The 25,884-nt window shown below is 53.3% G+C and carries 30 protein-coding genes; 14 read left to right on the top strand and 16 right to left on the bottom strand.

What is annotated here, in order from left to right; all coding sequences use genetic code 11:
- Window position 1: 1 nt before the first annotated feature.
- The 4 genes from J4G78_RS15310 to J4G78_RS15295 form a co-directional block, all read right to left on the bottom strand.
- Window positions 2-283: a YrhB domain-containing protein gene (locus tag J4G78_RS15310; RefSeq protein ID WP_207987387.1), complete on the bottom strand. Its 282-nt coding sequence runs from the start codon at window positions 281-283 to the stop codon at window positions 2-4.
- A complete protein-coding gene (locus J4G78_RS15305; RefSeq protein WP_207987386.1) occupies window positions 283-1,740 on the bottom strand; it encodes a toxin glutamine deamidase domain-containing protein in 1,458 nt (485 codons plus the stop codon). Before J4G78_RS15305 ends, J4G78_RS15310 begins: the two co-directional genes overlap by 1 nt.
- Window positions 1,741-1,819: 79 nt before the next feature.
- The gene (purT, locus tag J4G78_RS15300) at window positions 1,820-3,019 is read right to left on the bottom strand and encodes a formate-dependent phosphoribosylglycinamide formyltransferase (protein WP_207990780.1); all 1,200 of its coding nucleotides are present in this window, start codon (window positions 3,017-3,019) and stop codon (window positions 1,820-1,822) included.
- A 125-nt stretch (window positions 3,020-3,144) separates the two neighbouring features.
- The gene (locus J4G78_RS15295) at window positions 3,145-3,606 is read right to left on the bottom strand and encodes a VOC family protein (protein ID WP_207987385.1); all 462 of its coding nucleotides are present in this window, start codon (window positions 3,604-3,606) and stop codon (window positions 3,145-3,147) included.
- 139 nt (window positions 3,607-3,745) lie between these two features.
- Between J4G78_RS15295 and J4G78_RS15290 the strand changes: the two genes are divergently transcribed.
- The 4 genes from J4G78_RS15290 to J4G78_RS15275 all read left to right on the top strand — a co-directional run bounded on the left by J4G78_RS15290 (window position 3,746) and on the right by J4G78_RS15275 (window position 6,443).
- The gene (locus tag J4G78_RS15290; protein WP_207987384.1) at window positions 3,746-5,869 is read left to right on the top strand and encodes a TonB-dependent receptor; all 2,124 of its coding nucleotides are present in this window, start codon (window positions 3,746-3,748) and stop codon (window positions 5,867-5,869) included.
- Window positions 5,870-5,926: 57 nt separating this feature from the next.
- Window positions 5,927-6,052: an entericidin A/B family lipoprotein gene (locus tag J4G78_RS15285; RefSeq protein ID WP_108810735.1), complete on the top strand. Its 126-nt coding sequence runs from the start codon at window positions 5,927-5,929 to the stop codon at window positions 6,050-6,052.
- Window positions 6,053-6,075: 23 nt separating this feature from the next.
- Window positions 6,076-6,201 (top strand): entericidin A/B family lipoprotein, encoded by a 126-nt coding sequence (locus J4G78_RS15280; RefSeq protein ID WP_207987383.1) that lies wholly within the window; start codon window positions 6,076-6,078, stop codon window positions 6,199-6,201.
- A 113-nt stretch (window positions 6,202-6,314) separates the two neighbouring features.
- Window positions 6,315-6,443, top strand: coding sequence for an entericidin A/B family lipoprotein (locus J4G78_RS15275; RefSeq protein WP_207987382.1), 129 nt, complete (start codon window positions 6,315-6,317; stop codon window positions 6,441-6,443).
- 34 nt (window positions 6,444-6,477) lie between these two features.
- Here J4G78_RS15275 and tatC read toward each other — a convergent pair whose 3' ends face one another.
- The 9 genes from tatC to J4G78_RS15230 form a co-directional block, all read right to left on the bottom strand.
- Window positions 6,478-7,245 (bottom strand): twin-arginine translocase subunit TatC, encoded by a 768-nt coding sequence (tatC, locus tag J4G78_RS15270; RefSeq protein ID WP_207990778.1) that lies wholly within the window; start codon window positions 7,243-7,245, stop codon window positions 6,478-6,480.
- A gap of 20 nt (window positions 7,246-7,265) precedes the next feature.
- A complete protein-coding gene (gene tatB, locus J4G78_RS15265) occupies window positions 7,266-7,640 on the bottom strand; it encodes a Sec-independent protein translocase protein TatB (RefSeq protein WP_207987381.1) in 375 nt (124 codons plus the stop codon).
- 43 nt (window positions 7,641-7,683) lie between these two features.
- Window positions 7,684-7,911 carry a twin-arginine translocase TatA/TatE family subunit gene (locus J4G78_RS15260; protein WP_207987380.1) on the bottom strand — a complete coding sequence of 76 codons (228 nt, stop codon included), beginning with the start codon at window positions 7,909-7,911 and terminating at the stop codon, window positions 7,684-7,686.
- 28 nt (window positions 7,912-7,939) lie between these two features.
- Window positions 7,940-8,605, bottom strand: a complete 666-nt coding sequence (scpB, locus tag J4G78_RS15255; protein ID WP_207990776.1) for an SMC-Scp complex subunit ScpB — start codon at window positions 8,603-8,605, stop codon at window positions 7,940-7,942.
- A 34-nt stretch (window positions 8,606-8,639) separates the two neighbouring features.
- Window positions 8,640-9,440, bottom strand: coding sequence for a segregation and condensation protein A (locus J4G78_RS15250; RefSeq protein WP_207987379.1), 801 nt, complete (start codon window positions 9,438-9,440; stop codon window positions 8,640-8,642).
- Window positions 9,440-10,447 carry a beta-N-acetylhexosaminidase gene (gene nagZ / locus J4G78_RS15245; protein WP_207987378.1) on the bottom strand — a complete coding sequence of 336 codons (1,008 nt, stop codon included), beginning with the start codon at window positions 10,445-10,447 and terminating at the stop codon, window positions 9,440-9,442. Before nagZ ends, J4G78_RS15250 begins: the two co-directional genes overlap by 1 nt.
- Window positions 10,448-10,572: 125 nt before the next feature.
- Window positions 10,573-11,211, bottom strand: a complete 639-nt coding sequence (locus J4G78_RS15240) for an SPOR domain-containing protein (RefSeq protein ID WP_207987377.1) — start codon at window positions 11,209-11,211, stop codon at window positions 10,573-10,575.
- Between the two features lie 29 nt (window positions 11,212-11,240).
- Window positions 11,241-12,965: an arginine--tRNA ligase gene (gene argS, locus J4G78_RS15235; RefSeq protein ID WP_207987376.1), complete on the bottom strand. Its 1,725-nt coding sequence runs from the start codon at window positions 12,963-12,965 to the stop codon at window positions 11,241-11,243.
- A 90-nt stretch (window positions 12,966-13,055) separates the two neighbouring features.
- The gene (locus tag J4G78_RS15230) at window positions 13,056-13,715 is read right to left on the bottom strand and encodes a hypothetical protein (protein ID WP_207987375.1); all 660 of its coding nucleotides are present in this window, start codon (window positions 13,713-13,715) and stop codon (window positions 13,056-13,058) included.
- Between the two features lie 157 nt (window positions 13,716-13,872).
- On the opposite strand from J4G78_RS15230, the gene ispH reads away from it, so the two are divergent.
- Genes ispH through rnhA form a run of 3 tightly spaced genes read left to right on the top strand, consistent with a single transcriptional unit; the run spans window position 13,873 to window position 16,240 of the window.
- Window positions 13,873-14,832, top strand: a complete 960-nt coding sequence (gene ispH / locus J4G78_RS15225) for a 4-hydroxy-3-methylbut-2-enyl diphosphate reductase (RefSeq protein ID WP_207987374.1) — start codon at window positions 13,873-13,875, stop codon at window positions 14,830-14,832.
- Complete coding sequence (thrB, locus tag J4G78_RS15220; protein WP_207987373.1) at window positions 14,832-15,791, top strand: homoserine kinase; 960 nt, start codon at window positions 14,832-14,834, stop codon at window positions 15,789-15,791. Before ispH ends, thrB begins: the two co-directional genes overlap by 1 nt.
- Window positions 15,788-16,240, top strand: coding sequence for a ribonuclease HI (gene rnhA / locus J4G78_RS15215; RefSeq protein ID WP_207987372.1), 453 nt, complete (start codon window positions 15,788-15,790; stop codon window positions 16,238-16,240). Before thrB ends, rnhA begins: the two co-directional genes overlap by 4 nt.
- Window positions 16,241-16,305: 65 nt before the next feature.
- Here rnhA and J4G78_RS15210 read toward each other — a convergent pair whose 3' ends face one another.
- From J4G78_RS15210 to J4G78_RS15200, 3 genes are all read right to left on the bottom strand, one after another.
- Window positions 16,306-16,482: a YegP family protein gene (locus J4G78_RS15210; RefSeq protein WP_207987371.1), complete on the bottom strand. Its 177-nt coding sequence runs from the start codon at window positions 16,480-16,482 to the stop codon at window positions 16,306-16,308.
- A gap of 108 nt (window positions 16,483-16,590) precedes the next feature.
- Window positions 16,591-17,709: an NAD(P)/FAD-dependent oxidoreductase gene (locus tag J4G78_RS15205; RefSeq protein WP_207987370.1), complete on the bottom strand. Its 1,119-nt coding sequence runs from the start codon at window positions 17,707-17,709 to the stop codon at window positions 16,591-16,593.
- 12 nt (window positions 17,710-17,721) lie between these two features.
- Complete coding sequence (locus tag J4G78_RS15200; protein WP_243457124.1) at window positions 17,722-18,684, bottom strand: alpha/beta fold hydrolase; 963 nt, start codon at window positions 18,682-18,684, stop codon at window positions 17,722-17,724.
- A gap of 61 nt (window positions 18,685-18,745) precedes the next feature.
- Here J4G78_RS15200 and J4G78_RS15195 point away from each other — a divergent pair, with 61 nt between their 5' ends.
- The 7 genes from J4G78_RS15195 to J4G78_RS15165 all read left to right on the top strand — a co-directional run bounded on the left by J4G78_RS15195 (window position 18,746) and on the right by J4G78_RS15165 (window position 25,837).
- On the top strand, window positions 18,746-19,219 hold the full coding sequence (locus J4G78_RS15195) for an A24 family peptidase (RefSeq protein WP_207987368.1): 474 nt from the start codon (window positions 18,746-18,748) through the stop codon (window positions 19,217-19,219).
- Between the two features lie 74 nt (window positions 19,220-19,293).
- On the top strand, window positions 19,294-20,235 hold the full coding sequence (gene cpaB, locus J4G78_RS15190) for a Flp pilus assembly protein CpaB (RefSeq protein WP_207987367.1): 942 nt from the start codon (window positions 19,294-19,296) through the stop codon (window positions 20,233-20,235).
- A complete protein-coding gene (locus J4G78_RS15185) occupies window positions 20,232-21,896 on the top strand; it encodes a type II and III secretion system protein family protein (RefSeq protein WP_207987366.1) in 1,665 nt (554 codons plus the stop codon). Before cpaB ends, J4G78_RS15185 begins: the two co-directional genes overlap by 4 nt.
- A gap of 21 nt (window positions 21,897-21,917) precedes the next feature.
- A complete protein-coding gene (locus J4G78_RS15180; RefSeq protein ID WP_207987365.1) occupies window positions 21,918-22,526 on the top strand; it encodes a CpaD family pilus assembly protein in 609 nt (202 codons plus the stop codon).
- Entirely contained in the window at window positions 22,526-23,818 is a 1,293-nt protein-coding gene (locus J4G78_RS15175) for a pilus assembly protein CpaE (protein ID WP_207987364.1), read from the top strand. The genes J4G78_RS15180 and J4G78_RS15175 overlap by 1 nt, the downstream gene beginning before the upstream one ends.
- A 40-nt stretch (window positions 23,819-23,858) precedes the next feature.
- Window positions 23,859-24,830: a type II secretion system F family protein gene (locus J4G78_RS15170; RefSeq protein ID WP_207987363.1), complete on the top strand. Its 972-nt coding sequence runs from the start codon at window positions 23,859-23,861 to the stop codon at window positions 24,828-24,830.
- A gap of 17 nt (window positions 24,831-24,847) precedes the next feature.
- Window positions 24,848-25,837, top strand: coding sequence for a type II secretion system F family protein (locus J4G78_RS15165; protein ID WP_207987362.1), 990 nt, complete (start codon window positions 24,848-24,850; stop codon window positions 25,835-25,837).
- Window positions 25,838-25,884 lie beyond the last annotated feature (47 nt).

The following is a 25,884-nucleotide window of genomic DNA, read 5'->3' as shown; positions in this document are numbered from 1 at the left end:
TTTATGAATGCGCCGAAACATAATCCGCAACATAGTCTTCCACCGGCTTAGCCGTGCCCAGAGTGGTCACCATGCCTGTTTCCCGTGCGACAATGAAGGGGGCGTTGCCAGCCAGCATATCACCAATTGCACCGGTTTCCGCAAAACTAGCAGACTGATAAAAATAGAGCCAGCCCCAGTCCTGCTCCTGAACATCTGTGAACACCAACTCTGTTTTTGCAGATTCAGATAATTCGGCCAGATGCTGGTCCGCTATCCTTTGGGCTTCAGTCTTGTCGATCATTAGTTTGTCCGCAGCAAATGTAGGCTATTATAACCCGAGGTTACAGCCTGTTGACCAATTTGGCCATCAAGAAAACGAATGGTGCCGTTTTGATTGACGACATTGAAAACATGGCCAACTTGATTAGGACCGCGATATCCAAACACAATGCCGCGCGCGCCATTTCCGGCGGCTTCCATCGTTGCGGTGATTGACGCCTCTGTCATTGCGCCACTAAATTGGGCCCCGAATCTCGTTTGCAGAACGTCTAGTCCAACTGGTCCCGACGACGGCATCGCCGCTGATGCGCGCCCATCTAATGTGGCATCAGTGGCGATCGAGCAATTAACACAATTTTGTGTTCGTCCTGGCATCGGATGCCCGGGATTGACATTACGAATGGTCCCCGCCGCTTCATCGGAGAGATTTCTTGCTGAAGCGGCCAATTGACTGTCCAGCCGCGCGACATCGCCAATCTCATCAAGCCGGTTGGCCAATCGGGTTGCATCACCGATACCATCCAGAGCCCGGGCGGTATCCGCGACTGTGTCCACCTTGCCGATCTGACCGGCTACCGGAACCAGCGTCGCTGCAACTTCAAAGGTGACACGTCCGATCGTTTGTCCCCACCATTGCGCTTCTGCTTCAGGGCCTTGCGCCGCGGCCGCCGCATGGCTGTCCCGCAAGCTGTCCCATGCGCCGTCAATAGCGTTTAATACATCGCTTGGCAGTTTGCCGGGATCCTGAGCAATTGCCGCCATATAAGTACCAATATTGCTGCCGATCTGGCCAAGCGCAGCCGTGCTTTCCTGGCCCCGTGCGGCCGATGGCAATATGGTTTCGGCAAAATCGGGTAGCGCGCCTGTCACGCCGCGAAGATAATCGCCAGCATGACCGGCAAGACTATTGTCTGCACCATATTGCAGCGTCCGTCCCGCCAGCGTCGCGATGCCTACGACCATATCCTGGGCACCATCAAGCATACCTGCCGATAATCCATTGCGAAACGCGCTCATTGTGCCTGGCGTATCTAATGTCCGCTGCAGGCTCTCACCCCATTCAGTATTTTCCAGACCAGCAGTTCGGCCAAGGTCGGCCAATTGAGGTTGCACAGCATCCAATAGCCGATTGAGCGGATCAAACTGACCCAGCGTGGTCGATATCTGCTCTGTCCAATTCCGTTCTGCCGCGATGCGTTCCGACGCAGTTTCAGCGGTTATCAATGCATGATAGCGCTGCATGACCTGTTTGATCGCGGGATTATCCGTTCGTCCCCCAGCCAGTTGAACAAATGCATCATATTGCGCCCGCACCTCTGGATTATCGCTGATACGGGCTTGATCAATCCATTGGTCTTGCGAGATGCCTTGGCCGGGCTCGGCGAAGGTAAAACCGCTATTTTCAATACGCGCGGCGTCGGCTGGAGGTAAAGTGGTGGTGTTTTGCGCTATGAAACTGTCTGGATTAATCTGGTTCATGGGAGCGACTCCTGATTGTCGCTACGAAACTATCATCAGTAATTGAGGACGTATCTAGTCGAAACGACTAGATACGATGTTAACCTGGCTCTGTTTCACAAATCACAACCCTATCAGCCACCTGCTTCGCCAGCGCCCGCGCTGCATTGCTATCTGCGCCGGTTGCCAGAGCCACAGCCATGCGCCGATAAGGCCGCGTTATCGGCTTTCCGAAAATCCGCACGTCCACTTCCGCGCCTTCGTTGCCCAAAGCCAAGGCATGCTCAACCCCGGTAAAGGCAAAGGCGTCACTGTCGCGATCCGCCAATATGACGGCGCTGGCGCTGGCTGGTGCGGTCAGGGCGATGTGCGGGATCGGCAGCCCCATGATGGCGCGGGCGTGGAGGTCGAATTCACTCAAATTCTGTCCGATCAGGGTAACCATACCCGTATCATGTGGGCGCGGGCTGAGTTCGGAGAAAATAACTTCGCCATCCTTGGTAATGAAAAACTCGACGCCGAATAGGCCCCATCCCTTGCCGCCCCCGGCGAGATTGTCGACCACCTTGCGCGCCATATCCTGTGCCTTGGCCAGCGCATCGCCTGTCATCGCGGCGGGTTGCCAGCTTTCTTGATAGTCGCCGCGTTCTTGTCGATGGCCAATGGGTGGACAAAAGAGCACGCCGTCTTTCGTCCGCACCGTCAACAGGGTGATTTCATAATCAAAGTCGATAAATTGTTCGACAATCACCCGGGCACGGTCGCCGCGCATATTGTCGACGGCATAATTCCAGGCAGTTTCCAGCGCATCAGCCCTATCAACCTTGCTCTGTCCTTTACCGGAAGAGGACATCACCGGCTTGATCACCAGCGGCAGGCCGATATCATCGGCTGCGGCCTGCACTTCGGCAAAGCTCTCGGCGTAATGATAGCGCGAGGTGGTCAAACCTAATTCTTGGGCGGCGACATCGCGAATGGCATCGCGGTTCATTGTCAGCTGCGTAGCCCGTGCAGATGGCACAACATTGAAGCCTTCCGCCTCCACCTCCGATAGGATTTCGGTGCGGATGGCCTCAACTTCCGGAACGATCAGATCAGGCTGATGCTTTGCAATCGCGGCGCGCAGCTTTTCTCCATCGAGCATCGAGAATACTTCATGCGTGTCGGCGACCTGCATCGCCGGCGCGGCGGCATAGGCATCACAGGCGATCACATAGGCGCCGAGACGTTTCGCAGATATGACAAATTCGCGGCCCAGTTCACCCGAACCGAGCAGCAGGATTTTTTTGGTGAAGGTCATTTTCTGGACACTAAACCAGATTTTTTTATTCGTCATGCTGAACTTGATTCAGCGTCCAGAGCGGATCGCGGTGACTATCACTCTGGACCCTGAATCAAGTTCAGGGTGACGATTTCTATGGGCTACTAAGCCCCCTCGGCCATCATCTCTGCCATCCGCCTGTTCAACTCCTCTGGACTGACATCTTCGATATGCGTGGACAAGGTCCATTCATGGCCGAACGGATCTTTCACCCAACCGGAACGATCACCATAGAATTGGTCTTCCACTGGCCGCACCGCAGTCGCGCCCGCTGCAACCGCCTGATCGAAAGCGGCATCAGCATTTTCGACATAGATCATCAGGCTGCTGGTGGCGCCGCCCCTCGCCTTGGGACCAAGCTTGTCCATATCGGGAAACTCGTCGGCCAGCATCACATGACTATCGCCAATTAAAATATCTGCATGGCCAATTTTATCGCCCATCGGCATGCGCATGATTTCCTCTGCGCCAAAGGCCTTTTTGTAAAACTCTATAGCGGCGGCCGCATCATCGACAGTCAAGTAGGTCGTTACGCTGTGATAACCGTCTTCTTTCCATTGAGTCATAATGTCCTCTCCTCGTCAGAAAGCCGATATGTATCAAATTTACATCACCTTGGCGAATATGTTATTTTGGAATTGATATAACATATCATCTGGATTATTCGCTCGTTCAACTATCCCGAAACCAAGAAAAGAGTATTCCGTGTCCCATCATAAATTCCTAACGTCCGCCGCACTATTATTATTGCCGGTTTCCCCGGCATTCGCCCAGTCCGGTCAACAAACCGAAACCGGTGATGATTTTCATAATGACGATGCGATCGTTGTGACGGCGCCTTATCTTGACAGGCTCGACATATTGGCAGGCACATCCGTTCTCACCGGCGATCAGCTAACCAATGATTTGCGCGGCCAGATTGGCGACAGCCTGACCAAATTGCCCGGCGTTTCTTCAACCAGTTTTGCACCGGGATCATCTCGCCCGGTATTGCGCGGTTTTCAAGGGCCACGCATCCGTGTACTGACTGATGGTATTGGTGCGCTGGACGCATCCAATACGTCTGTTGATCACGCCGTCACGATTGATCCGCTCACTGCCCAGCGTATCGAGGTTCTGCGCGGACCGGCTGTATTGCTGTTCGGCGGCGATGCGATTGGCGGCGCGGTCAATGTTATCGACAAACGTATTCCGCGCGATGTCCCCGATGAAGCCTTTCACCTGGATGCCGTTGGTGGTTTCGGCAGCGCGGCCGATGATTATAGCATCGGCGGTTCGCTGGATGTGCCGTTGACCGACACGCTGGTCTTCCACATTAACGGTGCCTATCGCGATACCGATGATGTTGATATTTCCGGTTTTGTACTGGCCCCAGAGCTGCGCGCCGACGTGCTCGCGCAAGCAGCCGAAGAAACCGAGGAAGGTAATCTCGACGAAGCAGAAGAACTTACGGAGACCGCCAATCAGCGCGGTACAATTGCCAACACGGCCAGCCGCACGATCAGTGGGGCGACCGGCCTCGCCTATATTGGCGAAGGCGGCAATATCGGTTTTTCGGTCAGCTATTATGATACTGAATATGGCGTTCCCGGTCGTCCTGGAGCGGAACATGCCCATGGTGATGAAGATGGCGGCGAAGAAGAAGAGGAAGAAGGTCCGGTCACCATCGATCTCGAACAGATTCGCGCGGACCTGAGAGCCGGTGTCAATCTGGGTGACGGGTTCTTTGAATCGCTCAACCTGCGCGCTGGCTATTCCGACTATGAACATACCGAATTTGAAGGTGATGAAGTTGGCACGGTATTTACGGTTGAAGGCATCGAAGCGCGGGCGGAACTGGTTCAGAATGAACGTAACGGCTGGCGCGGTGTCATCGGTACGCAGCTATTGGTGCGCGATTTCAACGCTATTGGCGCAGAAGCCTTTGTACCGAAAAACAGCGTAGAAAGCGTGGCTTTGTTCACTATTCAAGAAATCGACCTGGGTAATTTTGAGGTTGAGGTTGCGGGCCGTTTTGACAATACTGATATCTCATCGAATATCGTCAATTTTGACCGCAGTTTCGACAGCCTTTCTGGTGCCCTCGGCTTTGCTTATGCGCCGGATGACAGCCCACTTAAGATCGGGGTGAATCTCTCTCGCTCTGAACGCGCGCCTTCACCGGAAGAATTGCTTTCCAATGGCCCGCATATTGCAACGCAAGCATTTGAAATCGGTAATCCGAATTTCTCCACCGAGAAAAGCTGGGGTGGCGAGCTTTACGCGCGCTGGAATTCCGAAGATATCCAGCTGAGTGCGACTGTCTATGCCAATATTTTCGATGATTATATTTTTGAGACTGCAACCGGAGAAGAAGAAGACGGTCTGCCTGTTTTCCAGTTTTTCCAAGAAGATGCGACCTATTATGGCGTGGAAGCTTCTGCATCCTTCGTTGTTGCCCGCGCTGGCGGGTTTGAATTCGTCACCGACGGGGTTGCCGACTATGTCCGGGCGAAAATCCGGGATGGTGGCGGCCCCGTTCCGCGAATTCCGCCCTTGCGTTTGCTAGGCGGTATTTCCGCGCAAAGCGATGCTGTGGACTTGCGCGCTGAGCTCGAATGGTCAGATAGCCAGGACCGTGTCTCCACCTTTGAAACCCCAACCGACAGCTTCACCATGGTGAATGCCTCTGCGGCATGGCGGCCTTTGGGCAAAGAAGGCGGTGTAACGCTAATCGCATCAGCCAATAATATTTTCGATGTGAATGCGCGTCGTCATGCCTCGTTCACGAAAGACTTTGTACCGCTGGCAGGTCGTGATATTCGTATCAGCGCAAAATTTAGTTTTTAGCAGGAATCGGGGTAATTTCGTGTTCCTGCTGAAAACGCAGGATCAGGAGTTACCCCTATGCGCAAAATAATCGCTTCTATCGCCCTATCATCGGCGCTCTTGCTGGGCGCCTGCAACACTGTGCAAGGTGTTGGAGATGATATTAAATCCGTTGGCCGTGCTGGCGAACGGGCGATCGATTAATCTATTTCATCAGGAGAATGAACATGCGCAAGATTTTGGCATCATTGATAATTTCATCCACCCTCGTTCTCGCTGCCTGTAATACAGTACAAGGCGTTGGCGAAGATATTGAGTCCGTCGGACGCGCGGGTGAAGACGCAATCAATTAGGGTTTCGTCCGAACGCGAATTTGGCTCCCATCGCCGATATCGGCGGAACAATTGCCTATATTGCGCATTTCCTGATTAGCCGGTGCCTAATGCCCGGCCATCAGGAGAGTAAAATGCGTAAGATTTTTGTGACTATAGTCATTTCGTCCACCATTGTCCTTGCCGGATGCAATACTGTGCAGGGTGCAGGTCAAGACATCGAATCCGTCGGCGATGAGGCTGAAGAAGTTATCAACGAATAGATGACACCGGATCGGCCTGCTATTCCGCCGCTTCTTATTCTGCGACCTGTTGCTTGGCGCGCTTTCGCTCGGTAAACCACATGATTGCTAGCGATACTTCGTAAAGCATGATCAGTGGCAAGCCGAGCAGAAACTGTGACACAACATCCGGCGGGGTCAATATTGCGGCCAATACGAAAGCTCCGACAACCATGTAGCGGCGCAGCCCAATAAGCTGTTCGCGTGTCACCAGTCCGGCGCGGTTGAGCAGCAACAACAACACTGGCAACTGGAAACAAACGCCGAAGGCCAGAATGAACCGCATCACCAGGTCGAGATAATCACCCATGGCGGGCAAGGCTTCTTGCGTCAGACCGCCCACTTCGCCTTCAAAACCCAAGAAAAACCGGAAAGCCGTTGGCATCACGATATAATAAGCCAGCGCTGCTCCGGCGGTGAACAACAGCGGTGTCGCAAAGAGAAACGGCAGAAACGCCTTTTTCTCGTTCGCATAAAGTCCCGGTGCGACAAAAGCCCAGAGCTGGTTGGAAATAATTGGAAAAGCAAGAAAAAACGCAGCGAACATCGCGACCTTTATCTCGACAAAAAAGGCTTCATAGAGCTTGGTGAAAACGAGCTTCCCCTCGCCCGGAGGAAAGGCGTCCGTTAGAGGTACCACCAACAGACCGAATATCTCATCGGCAAAATAGAAGCTGACAGCGAAAGCAATGACCAGAGCAACGACGGCCCAGACCAAACGCTGGCGCAATTCGATCAGATGTTCGATCAGCGGCGCTTTGCTATCGTCTATATTGGCTTCCATATCGGGCGAAGATTGCTCGTTCATGCGCCGGGTTTTTCCGGACTGCTATCGTTACTGTCACCGCTCAATGGAAGATCAGGCTGATCGCCGCTGTCGCTTTTCTTATCAGCTGCTGGCGGGTCATCTAATGGTTCCATCTGCGGCTCATCGGCCTCAACGGTCGGATGCTCCAGCATGATCCGCTCGTTCTCCGATGCCCATTTCTTTTCCATTTCCTGCAATTCCGCCTCACGGACCATAGCGTCAAAGCCGGTACGGAAATTGCCCATCACACCGCGCGCCTTGGCCATCCAGCGACCAGCTGTGGCGAGCGCCCGCGGCAGTTCCTTGGGGCCAATGACCACAATAGCAATGATCACGATAATCGCGATCTCGGATATGGACAGGTCAAACATATTTGTGCGCCGCTAGTTCCGGCCTGGACCCAGCGGGAGAGCCTTAACCAGCGGTCTTGTCCGATGTCGTGGCTTTTTCTGCGCTGATATCAGCGGGCTTGCTGTCAATCTGGGTAGCAGCCTTCACGCTTTCCTCTTCTTCGGTAATGCCCTTTTTGAAGGATTTAATGCCTTTCCCGACATCGCCCATCATTTCCGAAATCCGGCCGCGACCGAACAGGATCAGCACCAACGCTGCTACAATTAAAATCTGCCAAATACTCGGTTGCATCGAAAATCTCCTGATCTATCCCTATTACTTAGGCGCTTTCCGCTGCGTTTTCCAGTGAATCGGCAGTGTCATCCTCATTTTCTTGTGCACCATCTTCGTTAAGTTCCTGTTCCAATGGCAATTCATCTTCTGCTTCCATCTCAAGCCGTTCGAGCGCCAGGTCCACCGGATCCAGCAAACCGGCAGCTTTCAGGTCATCAATGCCCGGCAGTTCCTTGCGACTCTGAAGGCCGAAATGGGTCAGAAACTCGGCCGTCGTGGCGTAAATCAGTGGTCGGCCAGGCACTTCGCGGCGCCCCGCCGGACGGACCCAGCCCGCCTCCATCAGTACATCGAGCGTGCCTTTTGCGACCTGAACGCCCCGAATAGCCTCTATCTCGGCGCGACTGACCGGTTCGTGATAAGCAATAATCGCCAGCGTTTCCATGCCCGCACGGCTGAGTTTGCGCAGTTCGGCCCGTTCCCGGCGGAGGAGATGTGAGAGATCATGAGCGGTTTGAAAATGCCAGCGGTCGCCGGTTTTGATCAGCGAGATACCGCGTCCTGAATAGTCATTCTGCAAATCATTAAGCGCGCCACGAATATCAACCTCCTCGCCGACATAAAGTTTGATGTCCGCAATCGTCATCGGATTTTCGGACGCAAATAACGTCGCCTCAACGGCTCTTGTCCCTTCATCCATTTCGGCATTCATGCCCATGATCAGGCTGCGATCAGTTTTTTCCGGCTCATCCATCATTGCTTGCTTTCAACTTTAGGGGCGCAAAGCTCTCTTCCTGACTGAGCACCAATTTTCCCTGCCGCGCCAGTTCGAGCGCGGCGACGAAGCTCGATGCCAGCGCCGATTTGCGTAATTGCGGTGGAGCGCCGGGGGGCAAAAAGGCCCGGATATCCATCCAGTCAATGGCTTCGCCGAGCATCAAAGACACTCGCGCCAACGCGTCTTCGAGCGTCATCACCATCCGTTGCTTCACGATATGGACCGGCGGAACACTGCGCAGCTTGACCCGACCATAGGCCGAGATCAGATCATAATATTCCGCCTGCCAATGCCGGTTTTTCACAACCCGCAGGCCTTCAGGCGCTCCGCGAGCAAAGACATCCCGGCCAATCCGGTCACGGGCCAGCAATCTGGCGCCAGCCTCTCGCATCGCGTTGAGCCGCTCCAGCCGCATTTGCAGGCGCAGCGCCAATTCTTCCGGCGAGGGATCAATTTCAGGGTCTTTGGGCAGCAGCAAGCCAGATTTGAGATAAGTCAACCATGCCGCCATCACCAGATAATCCGCCGCCAGCTCCAGCTTCAGACTTTGCGCGTCAGCGATATATTTCAGATATTGCTGAACCAGCTCCAGTATCGATATTTCCCGCAGATCGACTTTCTGATTGCGTGCGAGCGCGAGCAAGAGATCAAGCGGACCTTCCCATCCATCAATGTTGAGCGTGAGGGCTGCATCTTCTTCGCTTGCGGCTTTCGTGAAGAAAAAGCCTTCTGCTTCGGGTTCTTCGATAATTTCCGGTCCGTCTGTCATCAGGCCGCCGCCAACAATGCGTCTCGGCGGGATAGCAGTTCGGCCAGTTCCACCTCTTCGCCAGCCTGATCCAATGTGGCCATGGCTTTGTTCAGCCGTTCGCGGGATTTGTCGCTAATCTCACCCAGCAGGTTAGCAATGCCGACCATCTCATCCATCCGGCCCCAGCAATTAAGCGCAATATCACAGCCCGCCGCGACCACATCGCGCGCGCGTTCGGGCACTTCGCCTTTCAATGCCTTCATGTCGAGATCGTCCGAAAACAGCAGCCCGTCAAAGCCGATGGCCCCGCGAATGACATTGTCGATAACCGTTGATGACAGGCTCGCGCAGCGCTCTGCATCCCAGGCGGTATAGACAATATGCGCGGTCATCCCCATCGGTGCATCCGACAGCGATCGAAACGGAGCAATGTCGGTTTCCAGTTCTTCGGCAGAAGCGCTTACTTTCGGCAATTCCATATGGCTATCGACCACAGCGCGGCCATGGCCCGGCATATGTTTGACGACGCTCACCGCGCCGCCCTTGGTCTGCCCGTCGATTACCGCACGACCCAGGGCAGCCACCTGCATCGGATCGCTGCCCATCGCACGGTTGCCAATGGCATCCACCGTGTCCGGTTGCCGGACATCGAGCAGCGGCAGGCAATTGACGGTAATGCCAACTTCACGAAGGCTTTCGGCAATCGCCTGTGCGTTCAGGCGTGCTGCCTCAATCGCGGTCGCTGGCGCGATGTCATAGAGCTTGTCAAAGGTTTCGCCCGGCGGGAATTTGGGCCAGACCGGTTCCTGCATCCGCGCCACGCGTCCGCCTTCCTGATCAATCAGGATCGCTACATCATCGCGGCCATGCAACAGGCGCAATTCGTCGGTCAGCGCGCGCAGCTGGTCCTTGCTTTCGATATTCCGGCCGAAAATAATATATCCGGCGGGATCGCTTTCCTTGAAAAACGCTTTTTCGTCAGCGGTCAGGCTTAATCCCGACATACCAAAAATGACCGGCTTCATGGTCTCACTCTACCCATTCTTGCACATAATATCATAGACATATCATGCGGAAAATTGGCAGACCGGTAAAGCGGAAAGCGCCGTTATCCACAGCGCGTCCCCGATTATTACAGTTTTGGAAGCCCTTATTGCGGGACGACAAGACAGCTTTCACCAGCGGCTTTCAGGCCATTGCAGATTTTTTGAGCCGCCGAAACATTCGGCGCTACGGCGTTGAGGCGATAGATGGTTCCGCCTTCGACCGTTCCCTGCACAATCTTCTTCGGCAGAGCGCCAATATCGGCAAAGCGACGGGAGAAACCCGACCATGCGCTGTCTGCCTGACCCGTCGAACTGAATGCGCCAAGCTGAATCATCGCGCTTCCGGGCGCCGATGGCGCAGTTGGAGCTGCCTTTTTAATCGGTGCTTCCACTGGCGGAGCCGTGCCCAATTTGCCCGGCGTTTCCTGTCCTTCGGAAGCGGCAAAACTCGCATCGCCTTCACCTTCAAACTGTCTGGCCTGTGGATCGTCAGGGCGTACTTTATAGTCGCCTTCTTGTGCCGCGATGAGTGTCCCATCACCGCTCAACCCGCCGCCATCGCGGTTCTGCATCCAGTAAATACCGCCCACAATCGCCGCGAGCAGCGCTATGCCCAGACCAATAAACAAAGCGACGCGAAGAGGAGAATATTCATCCTCGCTATCATAATCTTCTGCTGATTCCAGCCATGGCAGGCGATTATCATCGTCCAGGTCCAGACTATCGCTATTCACATCAGACATATTCTAACCCCACAGTAATTCTCGAACGCTCACATCTTGTCAGCGGCACTGACCCCCATCAGCGCGAGGCCGTTCTTAATTACTTGCCCTAAATATTTAGCTAAGAAAAGCCTAGCAGACGTCATGGCAGGGTCGTTCACCATGATGATCCGCATTTCGGGCCGGTCATTGCCCATATTCCAGAAGGCGTGAAACGCCGCTGCGAGGTCATTGAGGTAGAAGGCGATCCGATGTGGCTCGCGGCTCATGGCAGCTGATTCGACGATTCTCGGGAATTGAGCCGCCTGTTTGATGAGGTCGAGCTCTTCTGCGCCCAGCTTGTCAAGATGGTCCGCCGAACGAGAGATATTTTCTTCGTCCGCCGCTTTGCGCAAGGTCGATTGAATCCGCGCATGGGCATATTGCACATAGAATACCGGATTGTCCTTTGACGCCTCGGTGACCTTTGCAAAATCAAAATCCATCTGCGCATCGGCCTTGCGGGTCAGCATTGTGAAGCGCACGGCGTCCTTGCCGACTTCTTCGACCATATCGGCGATAGTGACGAAATTGCCGGACCGTTTGGACATTTTCTCCGGCTCGCCATCGCGCAACAGCCGCACCATCTGGATCAGCTTCACGTCAAATTTGGTTTTGCCTTCGGTCAGCGCCGCCACAGCTGCCTTGATCCGCTTGACCGTGCCGGAATGATCCGCGCCCCAAATGTCGATGAGTTCATCGGCCTTTTGGGCTTTCTGGAAATGATAAGCGAGGTCGCCGCCAAAATAGGTCCAACTTCCGTTGGACTTCTTGATGGGCCGGTCCTGATCATCACCAAATTGCGTGGAGCGGAACAGCGGCAGTTCGACTGCCTCCCAGTCATCAATCGTCTTGCCTTTGGGCTTTTCCAGGACGCCATCATAAACCAGATCGCGAGACCGCAACACCGCTTCGGCGGCGTCCGCCTTACCGGCTGCATGCAGCTCCGCTTCGGATGAGAACACATCATGTTTGATGCCCAGCAACGCCAGATCGGCCCGGATCATATCCATCATGCCCGCCACAGCCGCCTTGCGGAAAATCGGCAGCCATTTATCAATCGGCGCATCAACATATTTGTCGCCATATTGCTGTGCCAACGCCCAGCCGACGGGTTTCAGATAGTCTCCGGGGTAAAGGCCTTCGGGAATGGCCAAAATCGTTTCGCCCAGCGCTTCCCGATAGCGGATGTGAACGGATTCCGCGAGAATATCGACCTGCGCGCCGGCATCGTTCACATAATATTCGCGGATCACCTTGTGGCCGATAAATTCGAGCAAATCGGCCAGCGCATCACCGACCACCGCGCCGCGACAATGGCCCATATGCATCGGGCCGGTCGGGTTGGCCGAGACATATTCGACATTGACGGTAACACCCTGCCCTTTGGTCGAGCGACCATAATCGGCGCCCAGAGCTTCGATTTCTCTCAATTCCGTCAGGAGCACGGCATCGCTAACCCGCAGATTGATGAAACCCGGGCCTGCCATTTCAGCTGCTTTGACGTCTTCCAGCGCCGCTAGTTTTTCGACGATTTTTTCAGCCAAGTCGCGCGGTTTGGCTCCGGCTGCCTTGGACAATACCATCGCAGCGTTTGTCGATAGATCACCGTGCGAGGGATCGCGCGGCGGCTCCAGAGTGACATTCTTGCGATCCAGATCCGCTGGCAGATCACCGCTGGCGACCAAATCGTCCAGAGCTTTGTTTATGTGGTGCTGAAAAATATCGAACAGCATGGCTTTACCCCAATTTTCAATAGATTATGGAGCCCGGTCGTGCCGAGCCGAATATTACATATAGCCTGAGAGCTCTATCGGCCCAAAACTTTATCGGGTCGCGTTATATTGCAGCTGCTCCGGGGTCAGCTGAAATCCGATCAAAAGCTCAAAGGTTGATCGGGCAACCGCAGCCCGCACGGCTGGATCCGCCAGTGGGTCCAAAGCGGCGTCAGGGTCTCCTGGCTTTCTACGGCGTGTAATCCTCTCGATGACATCTTCGGGCAAACGAGCCGCCGCTGCATCAACATAAGAACCTGCCTTACCTGAAGCAGAAGCCCGATATTGGCCGTCAGCAAAAGTCAACGTCACGTTTTTGACGCGCTTGGCAACCACAGCAGTTCCACCTTGAACCACCGTGGAAAAATAAGGCACGGTAACCGTTCGTGCGCCTTCGGGGCGAGAGCGCAGGGCATAAACGTCGAATGTTGCTTCGGTATATATACGTGCCCCTTCACTGTTACAGGTGGAGCGGACGTTGGTAATATTGGCCACGACATCAATCGCGCTGGCATTGGTGCTGCCAACGGGATCGAAAACAGTAATATCCCCGGTATGATCCGGAACAGCGACAGCAGGACAACCGGTTCGCGTCACGCTAACGCCGACACCCGAGCTTATGTCCAGCGCGCCGTCTTGAGCGCAGCCTGTCAATGCCAAAACCGTTCCACCCGTCAGTAGTAGCTTATTGAAACGCCGTTTGAGTATCATGCTTATTCCTTGCCTTTAGTCCCGTTTCGCGCAGAGTTGACCTGCGTCCTTGTTCAGGGTTTGGAAACCCTTATCTATGCCTTTAAGAGCACGCAACCATCCATAGGATGAACAGACGGGCTTTTCCCCGCGTCTGTTTTTCATTAAGGCTTCGATTATGAAACATGCAGAATCAGGAAAACCCCGTATTAGCTTGCTTGTAGCAGCACCGCGCGGCTTTTGTGCGGGCGTTGACCGGGCCATAAAAATCGTTGAACTGGCAATCGAAAAATATGGCGCACCGGTTTATGTGCGTCATGAAATCGTTCACAATCGCTATGTTGTCGACGAATTGAAAAAACTGGGCGCTATTTTTGTCGAAGAGCTGGACGAAGTGCCGGACGGCGTTCCGGTGGTCTTTTCTGCCCATGGTGTCCCGAAAGCGGTTCCCCATAAAGCGGAGGAACGTGGCCTCGAATATCTCGATGCGACATGTCCTTTGGTATCCAAAGTGCATCGTCAGGCAGAGCGGCAGGTCGAGGCTGGAAGGCATATTATTTTTGTCGGCCATGAAAATCACCCGGAAGTCATCGGCACTTTCGGTCAGGTCGAAGAAGGCATGATGACTTTGGTCGAGACGGTCGAGGATGTTGCCGCGCTTAAACCCGCAGATCCGGACAAATTATCATTTCTGACTCAAACAACGCTCTCGGTCGATGACACCAGAGCAATTGTCGAAGCGCTGCAGGCCCGCTTTCCGTCCATCGTCGGCCCAAAAGGCGAAGATATATGCTACGCGACCTCAAATCGACAGGAAGCCGTCAAGAGCATCGCGAAATCCTGTGACCTCTTGCTCGTGATCGGCGCACCAAACAGTTCCAATAGCCTTCGCCTTGTCGAAGTGGCCGAGCGAGAGGGAACCGACTCCTATTTAATCCAGCGCGCTGAAGAGATTGACATGGCCTGGATGGAAGGCGTTGGTACACTGGGTCTGACCGCCGGGGCGTCTGCACCGGAAATATTGGTACGGGAAGTCGTGAGCCGGCTCGAACAGGATTACATCGTCGACGAGCAGAAAGTGGAAACCACCGACGAACGCATGGTTTTCAAATTGCCGCGCGGGCTCGAAACCGCCTGATGGCCGTTTACACCAAGGTTAGCGCAGAAGAAATTGAAGACTTTCTGACCCGCTTTGATGTCGGCACGCTGGTTTCCGCTAAGGGGATTGCCGAAGGGGTGGAGAATAGTAATTATTTGATTGAAACGACACAAGACCGGTTCATTTTGACACTTTACGAAAAGCGCGTTGACCCCAATGACCTGCCGTTTTTCATAACGATGCTCGACCATCTGGCTGATAAAAATTGCCCGGTGCCGCCGATGATCTCTGATCGTGTCGGCATCAAGATACAGAAACTTTGCGGCAAGTCGGCCTGCCTCATCAAATTCCTGCCTGGCATTTCGGTCACCACGCCAACGCCGCTGCAAGCACGGGCAACCGGCAAGGCCTTGGGCGAGATGCACAATGCCCTAACCGATTTTACCGGCAAACGCGCGAATAGCATGGACCATGATACCTGGCGGGAATTGGCAACAGATTGCGGACCAAATGAGTTGGACGCCATTGCTCCAGGCCTACAGGTAGTTGTCGATGAAGAGCTTGATCATCTGGATCAGAATTGGCCAGGGGAATTGCCGATATCCGTCATCCATGCGGATCTGTTTCCAGATAATGTGTTGATGCTGGATGATCAGGTTACCGGCCTGATCGACTTTTACTTTTCCTGTACCGACATCCGCGCTTATGATGTTGCCGTGACTCATGCCGCTTGGTGTTTCTCTGAAGATGGTGAAAAATTTGATGCAGCTGTCTCTGAAGCTTTGATCACGGGCTATGACGAAATATTTCATTTGAGCGCGGAAGATCGGGCGGCTTTACCTGTCCTGGCGCGCGGCGCATCGCTGCGTTTCATGCTCACGCGTGCTTATGACTGGATCAACACGCCCGCAGATGCACTGGTGACCCGCAAAGATCCGATGGCCTTTCTCAACCGCCTGAAATTTTATCAGGAAAATCCGGATATTTTCCAGATATGAGTGATCTCTCCTACGTCGAAATCGCCACTGATGGCGCATGCAAAGGCAATCCTGGTCCCGGCGGCTGGGGTGCATTGATCCGCTATGGTGATAAGGAAAAGGAGATTTCAGGCGGCGAGCCCGAAACGACCAACAACCGGATGGAGTTACGCGCGGCTATTGAGGCACTCAATACGTTAAAGCGGCCATGCAAGGTTAAGCTGTCGATCGACAGCACCTATGTAAAAGACGGGATCACCCAGTGGGTATTTAACTGGCAAAGAAACGGCTGGCGCACGGCGGCCAAAAAGCCGGTTAAAAATGCGGACCTGTGGCAAGACTTGCTCGAAGCCGTAAAACGTCATGATATTGAATGGCATTGGGTAAAAGGTCATGCCGGTGACGCGGACAATGAACGCGCCGATGTGCTGGCCAGTGATGCCGCGTTGAATGTCGCGGCCAGCCTTTAGAGATTAATATGCGTCATCCCAGCCCAAGCCGGGATAACGCTTGAACTTATTGGCTAGTTCCAGCCCTAGCTATTATCTTCGACCTCGGCACCAGGACCATTTTTAATGATCGAGGCAATCGCGTTTTTGGCACTGGCCTTGCTCGCATAGCCTTCGGTAGAGAACATGATTTCGCTGTTATGTTTGAAACGAACCCGGAATTCGCCTTTTTTATCTTTATAAATTTCAAATTTATGCGCCATATTATCAGTCTCCATTTTAGGCCTATGCTGGCCCTTATCGGTCCCAATCGGACAGCAGATTTATTGCGCGTTACCGTTTGGTAAGCAACGGGAAATTTGTAAAATTACTTAGCGCGCAAAACGGGCGGGGCCATATAGTCCGGCATCAAGCGATTGCACGGATGGTTCCCGTTCGGCATCCAGAAAAATGGATTTCGCTAATTTGGCGGCCGCCGGAGCCGTTTGAATACCAAAGCCGCCTTGCCCCGCGAACCAGAAAAAATCCTGCTGCTGAGGGTCAAACCCGTAAATCGGCAACCGATCAGGCGCAAAGCTACGCAAACCTGCCCATTTGCGATTCACGCTGCGGATCTCGACATCCATGATCGATTGAAACCGATCAATTGCCAGAGCAACATCCCATTCCTCCGGCGCAACATCTCCAGCTGGCACAGGCGTTTCATCATGTGGACTAAGCCAATAGCTCCCGCCTGCCTCGGGCTTAAAATAGAAACTGCCATCCAGCGCCACCACCAAGGGCATATCCGGTGAAGAGAGAGGGTCAGTGTTCAGTTGCACCATCGTCCGCCGCATCGGTTGAATATCGATCGGCAACGCTCCGGCTAATGTCGCGACCTCCGCCGCCCAAGCGCCAGCCGCATTGATAATCTGTTTGGCATGCACGGTTTCGCCACCAGTATCGATCACCCATGCGGCATTCTTGCGGGTGATCTTCTCCGCTCGCGCTCTACATAAGAGTGCTGCTCCCTTGCGCTTCACATCGCGCAGATAAGCCATGTGAAGACCCGCTACATCAATATCGCAGCAATCTGGTTCATAAACCGCATGGTCCCAATTCGTCTTCAGATTGGGCATGACCTCGATGATCTCTTTTCTGGTCCATGGGGTCATAGCGACACCGCTTCCAGCAAATTCAGCGATAAACGCATCGACCAAATGCCGTTCATCGGACCGCGCTATGTTAATCGCCCGGCGCTTCTTCAAAAAGCTCGTTTCGGAAAATGCAGGCTTTGGGTCGTTCAGAAATTGATAAGACGCCGTCGTCAGCGGTTGTACCTGCGGGCCGCCATAAGTTTCTGTCCAGAAGGCGGCTGATCGACCAGTGCTATGATAGCCGGGCTGGTCTTCCGCTTCCAGCATGACTACCGAACACTGATCGGCAATTTCGGAAGCGATGCTCGCTCCCGCTATTCCGGCTCCGATTATCGCGACGTCATATTGGCTCATGCAGGAAAATGCTCATTTTGATGATGCAACCCTATCTAGAAATTCAAAACTAGCCTGCAAGGCCTCATTGCGCACAGGGTCCGCCTCCCGGTAAATCTCATGCGCGCATTCTTTGCCAAATAGTTTCATCTCGGCATGCGGCAAAAGGTGAACTGCGCGCTCTATCGTCGCATGGTCAACCAACTCATCCGTCCTGGTAGCGAGCATCAATATGGGTATATCAACGGCCTCTAACTGCTTTCGATCTCGCAGATGCCGTGTCGAACTATAAGCCCTTTCAACCCAGCGCCAGCTCGCTGGGCCCAGGCGTACAAACGGCCTTTTTCCAAACCAGAAAAACTCATCAGAATAACGATCTGCATCATGAGTCAATAAACCTTGCCGCAAAACTTCCGGCTCAAGAGGCTTTTCGCTTACTTTCCATGCCCGGCGCTTTTCTCTGCCAAGAGCGCAGATGATCTTGGACAGTAAATGAGCGGTCCATTCGGGCATGCCACCGCCCGCCGGTGCGAGCATCGGTGCGCTCAATATAACGGCGTCGGGGTGAATACGCTGTTCAGCAAGGGTGCGCGCAACCAGATGCCCACCCATGCTATGACCGATTACAATATGAGGCGCAGGATGGCTGGCCTGCCAATCTGTATAAAAGGCCCGCAAATCGTCCACCCAGATCGCGAAGTCCTCAATATGCCCGACATGAGGATGCGGGCCACAGCGACCCGAACCACCCTGCCCGCGCCAATCGGGGGAGGTCACATTCCATCCCGCGGCATGAAAATCATTAAATGTTTCAAGATATTTTTCGTAAAAATCCGCCCGGCCCGTCATGAACAAGACCGAACCGCGACTTTCTTTACAGTCCTGTGTCCATTCAAATTGCCGGATCGCCCAACCGTCAGGAGCATGCCATTCCAGCTCCTGCGCATCTCTGGGAATAGTCCGTCGATCAAATAGAGATGGTTTTGATCGATTCAAAAATAGGCTCCGGCCACCATGGTTACTATTTGGTAAGGCATTTTTATTAAAGCTGTTTCCCATGAACGGGGAACAACTCATCTACTTGCTCTGGGGCGGCTTGGCAATTGCGCTGATTGTCGCTGCGATCACTGATATCAAGAGCCGTCATATTTCAAACAAGCTGAATTTGGCCATTGCTTTTGGTGCACCGGTCTTTTGGATTGCCAGTGGCATGGCATTCTGGCCTGACATGGTGTGGCAAATTGGCATCGCTACAATTGTGTTTACCATATTTGCCGGAATGTTTGCGATCGGCGCGATGGGCGGCGGAGACGTCAAACTCCTGACAGCCATTGCGTTGTGGCTCCATTGGCTGACTTTAATTGAGATGCTGGTGATCATGTCGATCGCTGGCGGCGTGCTCACGCTGTTAATGATAACAGCTAAGAAAATCCAAAAAACTGAGGGTCCAGTAAAGGTTCCATACGGAGTCGCCATCTCATTTGCGGGGCTTTGGATAATTAGCGAACGATATTTTAACCATTTTACTTGAAAGAGAAATTTACCGCCGACGGATCGTTTCAGGGTGATCGATCAGGGTGGGGCATTCAGGAGGCGTAAGACGTCATGGACAAAAAGAAGATTATATTGCTAGTTGGTGCATTGGTTGTGGCTGCGGTCACGGCATTGCTCGCCAGAAGCATGTTCACCGGTGCGTCCGCACCTCAGGTAGAAGCGAAAACCGAAGTGCTCGGCGAAGAAGTCCTGGTGGCTTCACGTGCTTTACCGGTCGGTACAATCATTACACCCGAAGCTTTCAGCTTTCAGCCTTGGCCGAAAGATCTGGTCGAGGAAGCCTATTATGGCAGAGAGGGCACCGATGTTGAGGCTCTAAACGGTACAGTGGTGCGCAACGCCATTACGGCCGGTCAACCGCTAACCAAAGGGGCTATTGTGAGCCCAGGTGATCGTGGGTTCCTTGCTGCTGCGCTTGGCCCCGGCATGCGTGCTGTTACCATTCCTGTCTCTGGTTTGACCGGTGTTGCCGGGTTTGTATTTCCAGGCGACCGCGTTGACTTGATGCTGACGCAAAAAGTTGAGGGCGTCGGACCGGAAGTCCAGGTTTCCGAGACAGTTATTCGCAACGTTCGTGTTCTGGCCACAGATAATCGTGTGACCCAGACCGTCAACGAAGCTGGTCAAGCGGTTGCGACCAAGACCAAATTGGTCACACTCGAAGCAACTCCGAAAATTGCCGAGAAAGTGGCAATCGCACAAACCCTCGGTACATTGAGTCTCTCCCTACGTTCGCTGGCAGACAGCACAGCTGAATTGGAAGAAGCCATCGCATCAGGTCAGATCACGCTGCCTAAAACCGATGATCCGGCCGAAGAAGCGGCGATGATCCGGTCTCTGGCCGCACGACCTGACAGCAAGAAATCAACTTTTTCAACGAGCGGTGAAGTTTCACGTTTCGAACCCCGCACACCTCCTCGCGCAGAAGCGCCGATGGTTCGGGTATCGCGCGGTAACGCCGTCGAAGAAGTCAAGTTCGGAGACAAGAAATGACCGTATATCCTATTTCGCGCAGTCGCGCGACCAAAACACCGTCCATAAAAAAGGGCTTCGTATCGGCACTTGCTTTGGCGTTGACCATGACTTTGACGGCCAATGGCACCAGCCCGCTTCAGGCACAATCAGCTAAAGTCTCTTCTCCTAATTCGAGGGTTTCGCTAGCCGTTGGTCGGGGAAAACTGATCACGCTGCCCGCGCCGATTGAAGACATCTTCATCGCCGAGAAAAGCATTGCAGACGTGCAGGTTCGTTCAGCGCGCCAAATCTATATTTTTGGCGTATCTGGCGGGCTGACAAGCTTTTACGCGACCAGCGCGTCCGGTAAGGTTATCTACTCCGCCGAAGTATCTGTTGGCGCTGAAATATCATCAATTGAGCAGATGCTTGCGCTGGCTATGCCTGACGCAAAGATCACGGTGAGCTCTAATAATAATTTTGTTTTGCTAACGGGTACAATTGCTAATCCCGATGATGCAGAAGAAGCCGAAAACCTTGTCAGGGCCTATGTTAATGATGGTCCAGATGGCGGTGGGACAGTTAAAACAACGGTTGTCAGTCGTCTTAAAACGGCCACCCCGATGCAGGTGAACTTGAAAGTTCGATTTGCTGAAGTCAGCCGTTCCTTAGCCAAAAACATCAACGGCAACGTCCTGACACGCGATACCACTAATGGTTTTCAATTTGGTGTCAGCCGAGGTCGTAACTTTGGTTCCATCACCGATTTTGACACGAGCAGCTTCCCAAGCTTGGATGCATCTAGCCTGTTTGGTTTGCCAGCAGGATCACTTTCCTTGCCTTTCAATACTGCAACAGGACAGTTTGTCACCCAAGGCGGCACCGCATTTAACTTTAATCAGGCTACTGGTCTGGATTCTATTCAAGCCGCAGGCCGTCTTTTTGGTCTGGATATTGCAACTGCGCTGGACGTATCCGAACGCATTGGTCTGGTTACAACTTTGGCTTCGCCAAATCTGACTACGATTTCCGGTGAAACAGCCAGTTTCCTGGCTGGTGGGCGTTTTCCAATACCCCAATCATCCGGTTTTGGCGACGTCAGTGTCACCTATCAAAGCTTTGGTGTTGAGCTCTCTTATACACCAACGGTATTATCCAACGGACGGATTTCCATTCGGGTCAGGCCAAGTGTCTCTGATATTTCGGCAAATGGTGCGGTTCGTCTGAACGGTTTTGAAATTCCCGCTATCTCTACGCGAGAAGCCGAAACAACCGTGGAGCTCGGCTCCGGCGAAAGTTTCATGATCGCTGGATTGATGCAGAATAACTACAGCTCGACAATCGACAAGACCCCTGGTCTGGGCGATGTTCCCATTCTGGGCAATTTGTTCAAATCAGATGGTTATCGTAAAAACGAAACCGAACTGATGATCGTTGTAACGCCATATCTGGTTAAACCGGTCAGCGACAGCGAGATTGTCTTGCCAACCGACGGCTTTAAACAAGCCAATGACCTGGAGCGCGTCATTATGAACCGCCACAGTTCAACTGGTACCGGCGATCGCCCGAAACCATCGGTTGCACCGCCAGTAGCACCTGGCCCTGCGCTTGGCAGTCTCTCAGCTCCAGCAACAAGTAAAACCGCCAAGAAATCGAAAAAATCAGGTGGCGCAGCCCCCGGTTTCAGCTTCGATAAATAGTCCGTCTCAGGAGAAAACATCATGCGTTTTGTTTCTACAGCCCTTGTAACAGCCCTCGGACTTTCCGTTGCTGCATGTGGCGCCAATACTGCCAATCGGACCGTTTATAGCGAACGTCAGCCCGTTGTAACGCGCACCAATTTCGTGCTCGATGTCAATACTGCTGGATCGGGATCACTATCTTCCGGCGAACTAGAGCGCCTTGCCGGATGGCTTGATGCACTGGACCTGGGTTATGGCGATCGCATTTCCATCGATGATCCAGGCTATAGAGCCGGCGCATCTGCGCGCGGTGCTGTTGAAGCACTGGCCGCACAAAAAGGACTATTGATCAGTGATCTTGCCCCCGTAACCGAGGGCAGCGTTCCAAGCGGCGCCATGCGAGTTGTTGTTTCACGCTCGACGGCAGCAGTGCCCGGATGCCCCGATTGGAGCAATCGCAGTCACACCGATTTTCAAGCCCGTACCAGTGAAAATTATGGCTGCGGCGTGAACAGCACGATGGCTGCTATGATCGCTGACCCAGAAGATCTCGTCCGCGGCCGGTCCCGGGACGGGGAAGATCAAACGGAGGCTTCGAAAGCTATCCGCGCCTATCGTGATAAAGCCAAACAAGCTGGAGGCCTATAATGAACGCTCCTTGGAAACCCGGTGCTGTGAATGGACGTGATCCTTTTTCAGCCTTTGTATGTGACGACGACACGCTAGATGTCTTGCGCCCTGTCGTCGAAGAAATGGGATGGCCGACAGACAAGTGTCACAAAGGCGGACTGCGCAATGCAGTGCAATCTCTATCGGTTGCAGCAAGCCCGAATATCTTGTTGGTTGATCTTTCCGAATCTGGCGATCCGTTGGCTGATATAAATTCGCTTGCCGAAGTATGCGAGCCTGGAACAGTGGTTATTGCGATGGGTCAGGTGAACGATGTTCGCCTCTATCGCGATTTGATCGTTAGCGGTCTGCAGGACTATTTGCTGAAACCGTTCAGTCCGGAACAATTGCGGGATGTACTCAGTCAGGCTCAAGCTGTTTTGAGCGCGCCTAAAAATGAAGAACCTGGCAGCGAGAGACCACATGTTTCCACGGCAGTTATCGGAACGCGTGGCGGCGTTGGCGCGTCAACAGTTGCGACTTCTCTTGCTTGGCTTCTCAGTCAGGAAAAAGAGCGCCTTACAGCGCTGTTGGATCTGGATGTTCATTTTGGAACGGGCGCACTGGCGCTCGATCTGGAACCCGGCCGCGGTCTGACCGATGCGATTGACAATCCAAGCCGGATTGACGGTCTGTTCATTGAACGGGCAATGATCAAGGCCAATGAAAAACTGTCATTGCTATCGGCCGAGGCACCGATCAACTCTCCGATGATGACAGATGGAACGGCCTTTTTCCAGCTTCAGGAAGAATTTCGGGCCGCTTTTGAGTGTACCGTAATTGATCTGCCGCGTGAAATGCTGATCAGTTATCCGCATCTCTTGGGCGATGTCAATGCGACCGTTATTGTCACGGAATTGACCCTGGCCTCTGCACGTGATGCTATCCGCCTGTTGTCTTGGCTGAAATCACATGCCGCACAAAGCAAAGTGATTGTCGTCGCCAACAAGGTGCACACCAGCAACCAGGAAATTTCGCGGCAAGACTTTGAAAATTCGATTGAACGTAAAATCGATATCATGATCCCTGCTGATCCAAAAGCAGCCGCACATGCAGCCAAATTGGGTCAGGCTTTTGTTGAAGCTGGCAAGTCCAGCAAGGCCGCGGGTAAAATCGTCGCCTTGTCTGAATTTATTCTTGGAACCGTCGAAACCGAGGGCGACGACGGAGAAGAGAATGCAAAAACATCGTTGATGGATAAATTTGGCGGCATGAAATCGCTGCTGTCTTCAAAAAAGAAGAAGAAGGAAGCTGAGCCATCCAAATCGTGATGCCACAACAGTTTCTTTCTAACATGCGAGGACCGACGTAATGGATATGACGCAAACAGCCATAGTTGGCGGCGGGATATTAATATTCCTGATGCTGGTCGTGTTCGCCTTTGCTGGCCCTTCAGAGGCAGCGGCAAAGGCAAAACGCTTAGACAAGGTGCGCTTCCGCCATTCGGACAGCACCGACGCCAAAATGGAAGCACAGATGAAAAAGGCGGTCACGGCTCGCCGCAAAACTCATCGTCCAACCGGCGAAACGCTGTCGAAGATGGATATGCTTGCGATCCGATTGGACCGGACAGGCAATGAGTGGTCGATCAAACAGTTTTTCACGGTTTGTGGAGGTCTTGCCGTAATCGTAGCCGCTGGTCTCTTCATACAGGGCGCTCCTGCACTACTCTGTTTGTTCGGCGGAATGGCAATTGGCATTGGCCTGCCTCATATGATCGTTGGTTTTCTGATCGGTAGGCGCGTGAACAAATTTACCGCCTCCTTTCCCGACGCCATCGAACTTTTGGTTCGCGGCCTCCGCTCTGGTCTTCCGGTAACCGAAACAATTGGCGTGGTTGCAAAAGAAATCGAAGGCCCAGTTGGCGAAGAATTTGCCAAAGTTGTCGACCGGATCAAAATCGGCCGGACGATGGAAGATTCCTTGCAGGAGAGCGCGAAACGGCTTGATACAGCGGAATTCAAATTTTTCTGTATCACTCTTGCGATCCAACGTGAAACGGGTGGTAACCTTGCGGAAACCCTGGCGAACCTGGCGGACGTGCTGCGTAAACGTGGCCAGATGAAATTGAAAATCAAGGCCATGTCATCGGAATCGAAAGCATCGGCCTATATTGTTGGTTCTTTGCCATTTATCGTTTTCGGATTGGTATGGTCGGTCAATCCGACTTACCTTGGAGGATTCTTCTACGAAGAACGTCTGATTATCGCGGGGTTAGGTGGCCTGACCTGGATGAGCATTGGTGTGTTCATCATGGCGAAAATGGTCAACTTTGAAATTTAAGCTGAAGGTATGATGCAATGACCCAAGCTGGCGGTCCAACATTACTGGGAATAGATGTCCTCTGGGTAGCAACCATATTGGCTGCTGTCGCAACAATTGCTGTCATATTTGCAATATATACAGCAGTCACTGTTCGCGATCCCATGGCGAAGCGCGTGAAATCGCTCAACGAACGGCGGGAGCAGCTTAAAGCTGGTATTACCGCTTCTACGACTAAGAAACGCGCCAAACTGATCCGTCAAAATGATACCACCGACCGCTTGAGAGGTGTGCTGTCATCTTTGAAGGTCTTGCAAGAAGACCAGTTGAAGGAATCACAGCAACGTCTCGCGCAAGCTGGAATTCGTTCCAAAGATCTGGCTTACGCCGTTATTTTCAGTCGTATGGTCTTACCGATCGTTCTGGGTGGTGGTGCCGCTCTGGCCATTTACGGTTTCGACTATTTTCCGGCTTGGGGTCCAATGAAGAAATTTGGCGCCTTCGCTATGGCGGCAGGCGTGGGATATAAAGGTGCCGATATCTACCTGAACAACCTGATCGCCAAACGGACGGATTTGGTTCGCAAGGGCCTGCCGGACGCGATTGACCTTCTGGTGATTTGCGCCGAGGCCGGCCTGACAGTCGACGCCGCCTTTGCCCGTGTGGCAAAAGAGCTGGGCGATGCCTATCCAGAACTGGCGGATGAATTTTCGCTAACCTCAATTGAGTTGGGATTCCTCACCGAACGTCGACAAGCTTTTGAAAACCTTGCCTATCGTGTCGCGCTGGAGCATGTCAAAGGCGTGGTCACCACCATGATCCAGACTGAGAAATATGGTACGCCGCTGGCTTCTGCGTTGCGGGTGTTGTCAGCAGAATTCCGGAACGACCGGATGATGCGGGCCGAAGAAAAAGCGGCGCGTCTGCCAGCGATCATGACGATCCCGTTGATTCTGTTCATTCTGCCTACCCTGTTTATCGTGATCCTTGGTCCAGCGGCCTGCTCGATCTCGGATACAATGTTGTAGCGACATTCGCAGACAATCAAAAAAAAAGAGCGGCCTTTAACAGCCGC

It is taken from the genome of Parasphingorhabdus cellanae, from assembly GCF_017498565.1.
Taxonomy (GTDB): domain Bacteria; phylum Pseudomonadota; class Alphaproteobacteria; order Sphingomonadales; family Sphingomonadaceae; genus Parasphingorhabdus; species Parasphingorhabdus cellanae.
Note: the sequence above shows the minus strand (reverse complement) of the source record. Positions and strands in the feature narration are given on the sequence as shown.

Coding starts and splice junctions, on each gene's coding strand:
- J4G78_RS15310 (WP_207987387.1), bottom strand. CDS start 283: ATGATCGACAAGACTGAAGCCCAAAGGATAGCGGACCAGCATCTGGCC.
- J4G78_RS15305 (WP_207987386.1), bottom strand. CDS start 1,740: ATGAACCAGATTAATCCAGACAGTTTCATAGCGCAAAACACCACCACT.
- purT (WP_207990780.1), bottom strand. CDS start 3,019: ATGACCTTCACCAAAAAAATCCTGCTGCTCGGTTCGGGTGAACTGGGC.
- J4G78_RS15295 (WP_207987385.1), bottom strand. CDS start 3,606: ATGACTCAATGGAAAGAAGACGGTTATCACAGCGTAACGACCTACTTG.
- J4G78_RS15285 (WP_108810735.1), top strand. CDS start 5,927: ATGCGCAAAATAATCGCTTCTATCGCCCTATCATCGGCGCTCTTGCTG.
- J4G78_RS15280 (WP_207987383.1), top strand. CDS start 6,076: ATGCGCAAGATTTTGGCATCATTGATAATTTCATCCACCCTCGTTCTC.
- J4G78_RS15275 (WP_207987382.1), top strand. CDS start 6,315: ATGCGTAAGATTTTTGTGACTATAGTCATTTCGTCCACCATTGTCCTT.
- tatC (WP_207990778.1), bottom strand. CDS start 7,245: ATGGAAGCCAATATAGACGATAGCAAAGCGCCGCTGATCGAACATCTG.
- tatB (WP_207987381.1), bottom strand. CDS start 7,640: ATGTTTGACCTGTCCATATCCGAGATCGCGATTATCGTGATCATTGCT.
- J4G78_RS15260 (WP_207987380.1), bottom strand. CDS start 7,911: ATGCAACCGAGTATTTGGCAGATTTTAATTGTAGCAGCGTTGGTGCTG.
- scpB (WP_207990776.1), bottom strand. CDS start 8,605: ATGAATGCCGAAATGGATGAAGGGACAAGAGCCGTTGAGGCGACGTTA.
- J4G78_RS15250 (WP_207987379.1), bottom strand. CDS start 9,440: ATGACAGACGGACCGGAAATTATCGAAGAACCCGAAGCAGAAGGCTTT.
- nagZ (WP_207987378.1), bottom strand. CDS start 10,447: ATGAAGCCGGTCATTTTTGGTATGTCGGGATTAAGCCTGACCGCTGAC.
- J4G78_RS15240 (WP_207987377.1), bottom strand. CDS start 11,211: ATGTCTGATGTGAATAGCGATAGTCTGGACCTGGACGATGATAATCGC.
- argS (WP_207987376.1), bottom strand. CDS start 12,965: ATGCTGTTCGATATTTTTCAGCACCACATAAACAAAGCTCTGGACGAT.
- J4G78_RS15230 (WP_207987375.1), bottom strand. CDS start 13,715: ATGATACTCAAACGGCGTTTCAATAAGCTACTACTGACGGGTGGAACG.
- ispH (WP_207987374.1), top strand. CDS start 13,873: ATGAAACATGCAGAATCAGGAAAACCCCGTATTAGCTTGCTTGTAGCA.
- thrB (WP_207987373.1), top strand. CDS start 14,832: ATGGCCGTTTACACCAAGGTTAGCGCAGAAGAAATTGAAGACTTTCTG.
- rnhA (WP_207987372.1), top strand. CDS start 15,788: ATGAGTGATCTCTCCTACGTCGAAATCGCCACTGATGGCGCATGCAAA.
- J4G78_RS15210 (WP_207987371.1), bottom strand. CDS start 16,482: ATGGCGCATAAATTTGAAATTTATAAAGATAAAAAAGGCGAATTCCGG.
- J4G78_RS15205 (WP_207987370.1), bottom strand. CDS start 17,709: ATGAGCCAATATGACGTCGCGATAATCGGAGCCGGAATAGCGGGAGCG.
- J4G78_RS15195 (WP_207987368.1), top strand. CDS start 18,746: ATGAACGGGGAACAACTCATCTACTTGCTCTGGGGCGGCTTGGCAATT.
- cpaB (WP_207987367.1), top strand. CDS start 19,294: ATGGACAAAAAGAAGATTATATTGCTAGTTGGTGCATTGGTTGTGGCT.
- J4G78_RS15185 (WP_207987366.1), top strand. CDS start 20,232: ATGACCGTATATCCTATTTCGCGCAGTCGCGCGACCAAAACACCGTCC.
- J4G78_RS15180 (WP_207987365.1), top strand. CDS start 21,918: ATGCGTTTTGTTTCTACAGCCCTTGTAACAGCCCTCGGACTTTCCGTT.
- J4G78_RS15175 (WP_207987364.1), top strand. CDS start 22,526: ATGAACGCTCCTTGGAAACCCGGTGCTGTGAATGGACGTGATCCTTTT.
- J4G78_RS15170 (WP_207987363.1), top strand. CDS start 23,859: ATGGATATGACGCAAACAGCCATAGTTGGCGGCGGGATATTAATATTC.
- J4G78_RS15165 (WP_207987362.1), top strand. CDS start 24,848: ATGACCCAAGCTGGCGGTCCAACATTACTGGGAATAGATGTCCTCTGG.